Origin of the sequence: Marinobacterium stanieri (assembly GCF_900155945.1) — a bacterium.
Taxonomy (GTDB): domain Bacteria; phylum Pseudomonadota; class Gammaproteobacteria; order Pseudomonadales; family Balneatricaceae; genus Marinobacterium; species Marinobacterium stanieri.
In genome coordinates this window covers 275,085-284,519 of record NZ_FTMN01000007.1, presented here as the reverse complement: position 1 = coordinate 284,519, position 9,435 = coordinate 275,085, and the positions used below count along the sequence as shown (strand labels likewise).

The following is a 9,435-nucleotide window of genomic DNA, read 5'->3' as shown; positions in this document are numbered from 1 at the left end:
CCGTCGCTCAATCGAGCTGCTGCATGAAGGCCCTCAATGGCCGTTGAGGGTGGGTCCCAATTTACCCGAAAAACACAGAGAATTATCCATACAAGTAATTGTAGTCGCCCGCAAGCGGGCTGGGACCTCCACTGCTACGCAGTTCCGGCCCCTAAATTAGGCGTTAGGCATAAAAAGAAATGGCACAAGTAAGTAGATCGAAAGCGTCTTTACGATTAATAGGTGACTCTCTTAATCCCAAGGAGATATCAGATGTTTTGGGGTGTGAGGGTACAACTATGTATTCGAAAGATGATGTTCGTATCAACAAAAGAACAGGTAGCCATTACGAACGAAAAAGTGGCCACTGGTCTTTGGTAGCAGCGGAATGCGAGCCAGAAGATATTGATGGCCAAGTTTCGGAAATACTAAGCCAATTGTCCAGTGATTTAACTATTTGGAATGAGCTATCAAGTAAGTACAGCATTGATTTGTTTTGTGGGATATTCATGGAAAAAAGCAATGAAGGCATGGATATATCACCCAAGACATTGGTAGAGCTTGGCAATCGCGGCATTATGCTCGCGCTTGATATTTACGATGGATCGGAGTAAGACAATGCCTAACAAAGTGGTGTTGTTCGCCGCTATTGCGGCTGGGACCTCCACTGCGCTGCGCTTCGTTCCGGCCCCAAACCACGGCGTTAAGCTCAAAGGGAGTCAGGGTGTCAAAGTACGAGATTTTAAGTGTTCTCTTGGGCTGTATCGCCACGATCGTTAGTTTGATTGTTTGGTTTGGCCAAAGGAAAATTCAAAAAGAATCCAACGATCTGCAGCGGGCTACGTCCGAGCTCGCCAAAAAGCAACTGGAAATTTTGCTGCGTGAAGAGCGAGGAAAAAATACTGCTCGACTGTCATTCGATCTTTTCAAAGATGGCAAGACTTACCGTTTCCGCATAACCAATATCAGTGATGTAGATGCCAAAGATGTTGATCTAAATTTATTGGTAAAGCCGGAAGATAGCCCGCTAGTGAAAAATGACTACGAAGCAAAATTCCCCGTGCCAAAGCTCCAACCAGGCAGTTCAGTAACTTTAATAGCTGCGATCCACCTAGGGAGCCTTACTGCCTACAACGCAGTGCTCTCTTGGGTGAACCCGGATGGAACCAAGGTTTCGGAAGAGACCTATGCGGCATTGTAGGCTTAACAAGGTGCTGCACTCGGCTTTGGGATATGTCAGCCCGGCAGAGTACGAGCGCAAATGTGCATAATCAACGTGTCTACTTTTTGTGGGTAGGACCACATGCATTGCGTGTTACATAGTGCGCTTAAATATTTTCTTAACCAAAAGGAACTTGAAAATGAAATTTGTTGGGGTGATTCTTATTGTGATGGGTATTCTTGCCGCATTAGGTGCAGTTCAGCGAGGGAGTGGTGTTGAGTCTTATGCGATTTCCCTAATTTTTGTTTTACTTGGCGTGGGTGCCATCGCACAAAGAAAAACAAAACGAAAAGAGGAGTAGAAATATCCTGTGTAAGGCCCACATTTCTTTGGCAAAAATGTGGGCTTTATCGTCTTGAATGTGACACTTCAGCTGCTTGAATTTGACGTTAATTTTCCGATTTTCCTACGAAAAATAGACGTCATCTATCGTCAGATGAACCTACGACTGTCTAAGTAGGCACCTGTTCTAATTATTAGGATAGAGGTGTCCACCAGACAGAGGTGAGTCCAGATTGTCAAAGAAGGAGATATCTGGAATGTTTGAGGGGGTGATAAGAGTCGTAGAATACACTGCGTTAGGCCTTAGTGTTATCGGTCTAGCCTTTCGGTCTACTCTCTATTGGCTGATTCCTGTAGTGCCAGGCGAACCTGCTGGTCTTGGAGATGTAATCGAATTACTAATTCAATTTTTACTATTTGGCATCAGTTTTTTTTTGATAGTTTCTAGTTTAATACTGGCGGTGTTTAAAAAAACTAAGCCAGCTTTAAAAGCTTTTTTGATAGGTTTCTTATCTCCTTTTCTTTATTGCGTGATTCATTCGTATTTACCTAAGTTGCTCTAAGTATAAGTATTCTCATACCAAATCTGGTATTTGTTTTTAATTTATTTATAGGTTTTAGAAAATATTATGCTGTTATATCAATTACAGTTAATTTATCTGATTTTATAATATGATCGTAAAAATTTTTGATTTAGAAACGAAGCTTGGAATAAAAATTATTGAGGGTTTAAAAAGTAAAGGTTGGAAACAAACTAAGCAATATTCTCCATTTGCTTTTGATAAAGGTATCGACTTTGACAGCTATACTCTAATAAAAGACGGGCTTAAGCTTACATTTGAATGGTGTAACTGGTTCGAATGGGAGGTCAAAGGTTCTCCAGATGCTTTAGAAACTTTAGCGATTGAATATTCATTGAAAATAGAAAATGGTCCAGTGAATATATCAATATTATGATGTCCATTTTTTAAAAAAAAAGCCTTTATTTGTCTTATATTAAATGAGTATTATAGTAATAAGCCTTAAAATTAGCACATCATTTGGAGTGTTGGTTGGTCTAATTATGTGCTACATCGCTTGGCTGCATAACCCTCAATGTGAAACACATTGTGATGGTTTTATCGATTGGATTTATTTGTTTTTCATTTGGTTGAGTTGGTTTATTGTAGCTGGTGCGCCAAGCTGCATATGTATTAGTCTACTCTTATATTTGTTCAAATTGGTGCGGCGGGATACAAACGCATGACAATGTAGTGTTTCCAGTTTTAGCAAGGCTACCATTCTGCAGACTGACCGTGTCAGCCTCAAGCATTGATATTAGATGCCAATCGAGAGTTTTATGACATACACGCAAGTACTTACGCGCTACAAAGCCTGGGCTGACGACCTGTTTCTGACGGTGATAGCGTCTATTCCAGACTCAGAGCTAACTGCATCACGGCCAATTGCCTTTGGCAGTCTGATTCGCACGCTTAACCACTCCTGCACAATGGACTACGTCTGGCAGTGTCACCTGCTTGGCCAACATCACGGCCTAACCACACGTAACCCTGAGAGTTGTCCTGAAATTGAGGTGATTGTGAGAAGGCAGCGTGACATGAACGAATGGTACGTGGGCTACGCCGGCTCAATCACGGATAATGAACTGGCAGAAGTTGTGGAGTTTGAGTTCATCGGAGGTGGCGCGGGATGCATGAGTCGGCGGGATATACTTTTACACGTCGTCAACCACAATACTTATCACAGGGGGCATGCTGCGGACATTCTTTACCATCTCAATGTTTGTCCACCAACTACCGATCTGCCTGTGTTTCTTCAGCAGCAATCGGTTGGTATTTAGCAAGTCAATGAGATCGGCACGCAAAATAGCTTCAGCCAACTTGCTTGTTCTTCAGGATAAATGTTGATGATTCCCCTGAACCAGAACTATAACTCAAGGAGATATTATGTTCCCATTAGAGGTGCTCATTACGTATACATTGGCTTGTTTACTGTTAGTGATCTCACCGGGGCCGGATAATTTGCTCGCTATAGGACGCGGTTTGAGTCAGGGTCGATTGGCAGCAGTCATCTCAGGGATGTCTTCCGGAGTGGGTATTCTTTTTCATGTCGTCGCAGCAACTTTTGGACTGACACTTTTGATTCAAACGTCCGAAGTGGCTTTTTATGTTGTAAAGCTGGTTGGTGCTGCTTACCTGATTTGTCTGGGTGTAAAAGTACTTCTCACAAGAAACCTATTTTCATTAGAACCAGCTAAGAAACAGTCGCTTAAAGTAACTTTCTCTACTGGTTTTCTCTCTGCTTCACTTAATCCAAAGCCAGGTATGTTTGTTTTGGCTTTCATTCCTCAATTTGTGAACCCCAGTCTGGGATCAGTGACAACGCAAATGATTGGGTATGGGGTTTGGTTTTCATTATTGACCGCAGTTGGCTTTAGCTTAATGGGCGTATTTTCTTCACAATTATCTGAGTGGTTTAGAAACAAGCCTCGGCTGGTCTCTGGGCTAAATGTCGGAGCAGGTGTTACATTCGTTTCTTCAGGGTTGGCTGTTGCATTTATGAAGCAGCGATAACGTGAGTGCGATTAGATCTTGCAGACAGGCTCGGCACATAGAAGGACTTTAGACCCTCCATTAGGGTCTACAATATTTTTTAAGTCTCTTGCTTATTAATACAGCCCGCGTGCGCGGGCTTTATGTTGATGCGGCCCTCTTCCGGCTTACCCAGTACTTCAGGGAAGTTATGTAAACCCGGTACAGGCTATGACTCGATATACACTACAAGCAGGTCGGCTTTTACGTTGTTGACGAGTTTGGGTACCGAGCTGAACATGCGGCTGACCAGGCTATGGTGGTGCCCACACACAACCAGATCTATATCGCTGGTCTCGACCAGCCCGGCCACTTTCATATGCAGGTCACCGATAACGACTGCGGTATCCGTGACGGGATAGCCACAGGTGTCTGCCAGGTGTTGCAGTTGTGCTTCAAGGTGAGCGGTCTCCTTGGGGTCATCCCTTAGGTGGCTCTCATCCACATATAAAATCGAAAGTTTGCTGTTGTCTGGTTTGGCTTGCTCGATGGCTTTATCGACTAGGGCTTTGCTTACATCAGATAAATCCACGGTGACCAGGACATGTTGGTAGCTCATTGGGTTTCTCCTGGTTTAAAGGTTCGTCTCTCGTCAAAAGCTTAGCAGTTCACAGAAAGAGAGGTTCGTTTGAAGCGTCCTACGTGTTTAGTTAGGTGATGAATCAAGTGTGTGCTATCGAAGGTAGGCACACACCAGCTAACCTTAGTTGTTGAAGCACTGGAACCGAAAAAATTGCTGACTGGCTCAGATGTAGGTGCAGTGCTCCCTGAGCTGTCGAATAAGGAAGTGATATGAAAAGGCGTTTTACCCAACTTGTGTCTGCCACGGCGCTGGCTGCCCTGAGTTCACAGGCATGCGCGCAGGACGAAAGTAAGCAATCCGCTATCACACCAACGGCCTCACCCTGGCTGGCCGTGCCGATGGTCAGCAGCAACCCGAAAATTGGTACATCGGCAGGGGGAATGGCAAGTTACTTGTTTAAGCTGGACCCCGAATCCACTTCATCCATGGTAGGCGTCGGCGGTACCTTCAGTACCACCGACTCATACGGCGCCGGCGTGTTCCTGCGTACCTTCTGGGATCAGGATCGCAAGCGGCTGACGCTGTTTGGCGGGGGCGGCACCATCAATAATGACTATGAAGATTTTCTGGGCTCCGGTTATCCCGCACAAACCACGGACAACTTCCATGTGCTGCAGCTGAAGTACCTGCAGCAGGTGAAAGAGCAGTGGTATGCGGGTATCCAGGCTACCTACACCAATTACCTTATCTTCTCCGAAAATGGCGGGGTGAATGAGGCGCTGGGACTGTTGGGGCTAACCGGATTTGACTCGGTCGGTGTGGGGCTGGTGGGCATGTATGACACCCGCAATAACAAGAACACGCCAACCTCCGGCATCAAGTTTCAGATGGATAATTTTGCCTATCGAGAGTCATTGGGCGGTGAGGACAGCTTTGATGTCTATCGGGTTAAATTTCGTCAATACATTCCCCAGGCCAACAACAGTGTACTGGCCTATCGGGTTGATGGACGCTGGACCAATGATGCCAGTAACGGTGCGTATTCGAGTGTTGATCTGCGTGGTTACACTCAGGGCCAGTACCTTGCACCTAACGCCAGCCTGGTCGAGCTGGAAAAGCGTTGGCGATTGCGTGGCCGGTTTGGTGTCAATCTGTTTGTCGGTGTTGCCTGCCTGTATGGTGATGGCAAGAGCTGCACCAGCTCTGAGAATCTCTACCCCTCAGCAGGTGTCGGTGGGCAGATCATGATCAACGAAGCTGAACAGATATCCATGAGCTTCGACTTTGCTGTCGGCAAGGAAGGAAATAACGGATTTTATATGCGCTTTGGGCAGGCGTTTTAACAGGCCGTTCACGTCCGGTATCTGGCGGCCGATGCTAGGGAAACTATGAATGTCGGCTATGATTGTTTTGCCAAGGCTCATTAGCCGGTCCAGAAAACTTCACGTTATTCTCAAGCCTTTCACAAGCAGGGCTACAACCAGGGTAGGTAGGTATGAACAACGTTGTTAAACATGTACAGCTTAACAGGGCGCTTTTGCTGGGAGCAGGCGCTGTCCTAATCACGGGCTGTGCCAGCCTGCAGGGGGGAAGCCAGCCCGAGCCGGTCGCTGAAATTCAGCCCGGGTATCTTCAAGGCTACCTGTCTGAAACTGAATTGCCCAACAGCCTGGCGCTATTACCCAGTGCGCCGGTCAAAGGCTCTGCGGCTTTTCAGCTCGATCAAAGTATTGCCCAGGAAAAACTGGCAGTAAGAGGAACCCCTCGATGGATGCTGGCAGCACAGGATGCCGACCTCAGTTTCCCCAATGCCGCTGGCACCTTTTCCTGTGCAGTGGGTGCGCCGATCTCTCAAGAGCAGACACCTCACCTGTATCAACTGTTGAGAAGAACATTGACGGACGCGGGTCTGGCGACCTATTCGGCGAAGAATCACTATAATCGTGCGCGTCCCTTCATGATGAATAATGAGCCAACCTGTAGCCCTCAGGATGAGGCTGAGTTGAGACATGATGGCTCTTACCCTTCAGGCCATACCTCCATTGGCTGGAGTTGGGCGCTGGTGTTGGCTGAACTGGCCCCTGAGCGGGCGGATGAGATCCTGGCAAGAGGCCTGGCCTTTGGTGAAAGCCGTAATGTCTGCAATGTTCATTGGCACAGTGATGTTGTCCAGGGACGCATTGTGGCAACGGCAACAGTGGCTCGGTTGCATGCGGATGCCGATTTCCAGTCGGACATGGCAGCCGCCAAAGCCGAGCTGGCGTTTGTGAAGGCACAAAGCCTGCCACCGGTCCGCGACTGTGCTGCCGAGTCTGCCGCATTGGCACACTAGGGTGTTGTGGTGGCTGTCACCATAGCATGGCAGCCACTCACCAGAGCGGATCGGGTATTGATTAACCTTGCCAGCGGGAAAGTTGGCAGTACCCCCTGACTAAAGAAGCAGGGATAAAAAATAGAAGGGAGTCTTATGGGTATCAGTTTGACCTTCACCCTGTTGGCTGTTCTGGCCATCGTGTTTGTGATTAATCGTGCAGTTGTCAGCTCCATTGAAACCATGCGTCGGCCCAGTGATGTGCTGGAAGTCGTCAATGAGATTGATGATCCGGGCTTTCAGGCTGCTCGCGAAGCTTTCGCTGCCTGGGCCGAGCCGCGTGGGTTTATATTCGAGTGTATTTTCCTGTCCCATACTCTGAATGATGGCAAGGCCATCCAATGTGCTGCCTGGTGGTCGGACAGCCAGAACACCTGGGCGCTGGTGTATTACGCAAACGGTTTGGTGAACATCGATTTTGTCACTCGCTATTCCGATACCCTGGGGGTTACGACTGCATCCACAAAAGATGCCATGACGTTGCCAAATCGGACAACTGCTTACACTCAAGCCTTTACCCTGCTCGATAATGATGAACTCTATGCCCGCCACCAAGAAGCCTGTTACCGTGTTGAAGCGGCTGAAAGGATTTCACCCTTGCCAAAGCAGGACCTGATGGGTGAGGTAGAGAAATCCATGCTGTATCAGGTTGAATATGTCACCAGCTTGCCCCTGTGGCGCATGCGGGGCGTGTACTGGTTTTTTGGACGACGTAACCTGAAGGTGAACAAGCCTATCACTGTGGCAAGCGCCTGAAATGCATGGAGAAAATGTTAATGTCAGATAACCGGGATGAGTTCACGCGCTTCAGGGACAAGGCTTTGGCAAAGTCGTCCCGGGAGGTGATGGATAACTTTAAGGAGACGCTTCGCCAGGATATGGAGCAGCGAAGCGAAAACATTCAGCCCTGGCACAGCTTCTGGTATCACCGCCCAACCCGTGATTTTCCGCCCAAATCCATCCGCCACCCCTCTGAATATGATGGCGGTGACCGTATCAATATCGTCTGTACCCAGACAGAGTTGAAACCCTCCGAGCAGAAAAAATTGGTGCAATCCTGGTGTGAAGCTCTGCCTGGCCTGGATAAGGTTGAATATATCTGGTTTTCATCCAGGGCCAACCAGCAGCTGTTTGATGCTGTGTGCCAGATGAAGTCGATTAAGGGGTTGAGCATCAAGTGGAGCGGGATCAAGTCCATAGAGGCTGTCGCGCACGCGAAGACACTGAAGTACCTGTCGATTGGCAGTTCTCCCTCAATCACGCCACTGGCACCACTGGCTGAACTCCCTTTGCTTGAATGGCTGGAGCTGGAAAATATACGTGCCTCTGCTGACCTTTCATTCGTGTCTGGGTTGACCGGCCTAAAGGGGCTCAGGGTAGCCGGTGATGGCCATAGCCCCAAGTATCTCAATGTGGAGAGGCTGGAACCGCTGCTGAGCTTACAAAGTCTGTACTGGTTGTCACTGAATGTTGTCAAAGTTCAGCAGGGTGGATTGGCGCCTTTGGCTCGGTTAAGAGCACTCAAATATCTGTTTCTGAGCAACAAATACGAAATGGAAGATGTGGCAGCCTTGGTGGGTAGCAGGCCAGATATCGAGTGTGACCTGTTTACACCGGTTGATGGCCCGCTTGGGTACATACGCTGCAAGAAGTGTGGTCAGCAAACGATGATGCTGCTGACAGGGAAGGGCAAGCCTTCGCTGTGTCAGAGCTGTGATGCAGACAAGATTGCAAGGCACTTGAAGACGTTTGATGACATCGCCAACAAATATCTGAAATGGTCAAAGAAGATTTAGACCTCCTTTGTGGTTGGGATTAATCTGTCTTTGAATAAATTGCTTTCGGGGTTGTGGCATGAAAATCTACGGTGATAGGCAGTCGGGCAACTGCTACAAGGTTCAGTTGGTCTGTGCACTATTGAACATCGACCATACTTGGGTCGATGTTGATATTCTTGCCGGTGACACCCAGACGCCAGCTTTTCTCGGCATGAACCGCAATGGCAAGATTCCTCTGCTTGAATTTGAGCAGGGTGAGCCGTTGGCCGAATCCAATGCCATTATCAACTATCTGGCGCGTGGTTCGGAGCTGTATCCGAATGATGCCTTGCTGCAGGCAAGGATTCAGCAGTGGCAGTTTTTTGAGCAGTACAGTCATGAGCCTTATATCGCGGTAGCACGTTTCATCAACAAGTATCTGGGGTTACCGGATGAGCGCCGCGAAGAATACCTTGCCAAGCAGGAAGGGGGGCACAAGGCATTGCGTGTGATGGAGAACCAGCTCAGCAAAACCTTGTTTCTGACAGGTAATCAATGCACCACGGCTGATATATCCCTGTTTGCCTATACGCAGGTTGCTCATGAAGGTGGTTTTGACCTGAGTGCCTATCCTTCCATTCAAGCCTGGTTGCGTCGTATCACTCAGTTGCCCGGCTTTATTGCCATGCCCTGACTCTGGAGCGCAGTAA

General features: G+C 47.9%; 13 protein-coding genes. 12 read left to right on the top strand and 1 reads right to left on the bottom strand.

Annotated elements, in window-relative coordinates; all coding sequences use genetic code 11:
• The first annotated feature begins 179 nt into the window (after nt 1–179).
• From BW956_RS16105 to BW956_RS16080, 7 genes are all read left to right on the top strand, one after another.
• Entirely contained in the window at nt 180–593 is a 414-nt protein-coding gene (locus tag BW956_RS16105; protein WP_076464201.1) for a DUF4279 domain-containing protein, read from the top strand.
• A gap of 110 nt (nt 594–703) precedes the next feature.
• The gene (locus BW956_RS16100; protein WP_076464198.1) at nt 704–1,180 is read left to right on the top strand and encodes a hypothetical protein; all 477 of its coding nucleotides are present in this window, start codon (nt 704–706) and stop codon (nt 1,178–1,180) included.
• A gap of 160 nt (nt 1,181–1,340) precedes the next feature.
• A complete protein-coding gene (locus BW956_RS22495) occupies nt 1,341–1,502 on the top strand; it encodes a hypothetical protein (protein WP_175612033.1) in 162 nt (53 codons plus the stop codon).
• Nucleotides 1,503–1,740: 238 nt separating this feature from the next.
• The gene (locus BW956_RS16095; protein WP_076464195.1) at nt 1,741–2,046 is read left to right on the top strand and encodes a hypothetical protein; all 306 of its coding nucleotides are present in this window, start codon (nt 1,741–1,743) and stop codon (nt 2,044–2,046) included.
• Nucleotides 2,047–2,155: 109 nt separating this feature from the next.
• The gene (locus BW956_RS16090) at nt 2,156–2,440 is read left to right on the top strand and encodes a hypothetical protein (RefSeq protein WP_076464192.1); all 285 of its coding nucleotides are present in this window, start codon (nt 2,156–2,158) and stop codon (nt 2,438–2,440) included.
• A gap of 364 nt (nt 2,441–2,804) precedes the next feature.
• The gene (locus BW956_RS16085) at nt 2,805–3,323 is read left to right on the top strand and encodes a DinB family protein (protein WP_076464190.1); all 519 of its coding nucleotides are present in this window, start codon (nt 2,805–2,807) and stop codon (nt 3,321–3,323) included.
• Nucleotides 3,324–3,429: 106 nt separating this feature from the next.
• On the top strand, nt 3,430–4,056 hold the full coding sequence (locus BW956_RS16080) for a LysE family translocator (protein WP_076464187.1): 627 nt from the start codon (nt 3,430–3,432) through the stop codon (nt 4,054–4,056).
• A gap of 187 nt (nt 4,057–4,243) precedes the next feature.
• Here BW956_RS16080 and BW956_RS16075 read toward each other — a convergent pair whose 3' ends face one another.
• Nucleotides 4,244–4,633, bottom strand: coding sequence for a universal stress protein (locus BW956_RS16075; protein ID WP_076464184.1), 390 nt, complete (start codon nt 4,631–4,633; stop codon nt 4,244–4,246).
• A gap of 233 nt (nt 4,634–4,866) precedes the next feature.
• Between BW956_RS16075 and BW956_RS16070 the strand changes: the two genes are divergently transcribed.
• The 5 genes from BW956_RS16070 (at nt 4,867) to BW956_RS16050 (ending at nt 9,419) form a co-directional block, all read left to right on the top strand.
• Nucleotides 4,867–5,940 (top strand): BamA/TamA family outer membrane protein, encoded by a 1,074-nt coding sequence (locus BW956_RS16070; protein ID WP_076464181.1) that lies wholly within the window; start codon nt 4,867–4,869, stop codon nt 5,938–5,940.
• A 152-nt stretch (nt 5,941–6,092) separates the two neighbouring features.
• Nucleotides 6,093–6,929, top strand: coding sequence for an acid phosphatase (locus tag BW956_RS16065; RefSeq protein ID WP_076464178.1), 837 nt, complete (start codon nt 6,093–6,095; stop codon nt 6,927–6,929).
• 135 nt (nt 6,930–7,064) lie between these two features.
• Entirely contained in the window at nt 7,065–7,724 is a 660-nt protein-coding gene (locus BW956_RS16060; RefSeq protein WP_076464175.1) for a hypothetical protein, read from the top strand.
• A gap of 20 nt (nt 7,725–7,744) precedes the next feature.
• Nucleotides 7,745–8,764, top strand: coding sequence for a leucine-rich repeat domain-containing protein (locus tag BW956_RS16055; protein ID WP_076464172.1), 1,020 nt, complete (start codon nt 7,745–7,747; stop codon nt 8,762–8,764).
• 58 nt (nt 8,765–8,822) lie between these two features.
• Nucleotides 8,823–9,419, top strand: a complete 597-nt coding sequence (locus BW956_RS16050) for a glutathione S-transferase family protein (RefSeq protein WP_076464170.1) — start codon at nt 8,823–8,825, stop codon at nt 9,417–9,419.
• Nucleotides 9,420–9,435: the final 16 nt, after the last annotated feature.

Excerpts from the sequence above, each read along its gene's own strand:
- BW956_RS16105 (WP_076464201.1), top strand. The coding sequence starts at position 180 with ATGGCACAAGTAAGTAGATCGAAAGCGTCTTTACGATTAATAGGTGAC.
- BW956_RS22495 (WP_175612033.1), top strand. The coding sequence starts at position 1,341 with ATGAAATTTGTTGGGGTGATTCTTATTGTGATGGGTATTCTTGCCGCA.
- BW956_RS16095 (WP_076464195.1), top strand. The coding sequence starts at position 1,741 with ATGTTTGAGGGGGTGATAAGAGTCGTAGAATACACTGCGTTAGGCCTT.
- BW956_RS16090 (WP_076464192.1), top strand. The coding sequence starts at position 2,156 with ATGATCGTAAAAATTTTTGATTTAGAAACGAAGCTTGGAATAAAAATT.
- BW956_RS16085 (WP_076464190.1), top strand. The coding sequence starts at position 2,805 with ATGCCAATCGAGAGTTTTATGACATACACGCAAGTACTTACGCGCTAC.
- BW956_RS16080 (WP_076464187.1), top strand. The coding sequence starts at position 3,430 with ATGTTCCCATTAGAGGTGCTCATTACGTATACATTGGCTTGTTTACTG.
- BW956_RS16075 (WP_076464184.1), bottom strand. The coding sequence starts at position 4,633 with ATGAGCTACCAACATGTCCTGGTCACCGTGGATTTATCTGATGTAAGC.
- BW956_RS16070 (WP_076464181.1), top strand. The coding sequence starts at position 4,867 with ATGAAAAGGCGTTTTACCCAACTTGTGTCTGCCACGGCGCTGGCTGCC.
- BW956_RS16065 (WP_076464178.1), top strand. The coding sequence starts at position 6,093 with ATGAACAACGTTGTTAAACATGTACAGCTTAACAGGGCGCTTTTGCTG.
- BW956_RS16060 (WP_076464175.1), top strand. The coding sequence starts at position 7,065 with ATGGGTATCAGTTTGACCTTCACCCTGTTGGCTGTTCTGGCCATCGTG.
- BW956_RS16055 (WP_076464172.1), top strand. The coding sequence starts at position 7,745 with ATGTCAGATAACCGGGATGAGTTCACGCGCTTCAGGGACAAGGCTTTG.
- BW956_RS16050 (WP_076464170.1), top strand. The coding sequence starts at position 8,823 with ATGAAAATCTACGGTGATAGGCAGTCGGGCAACTGCTACAAGGTTCAG.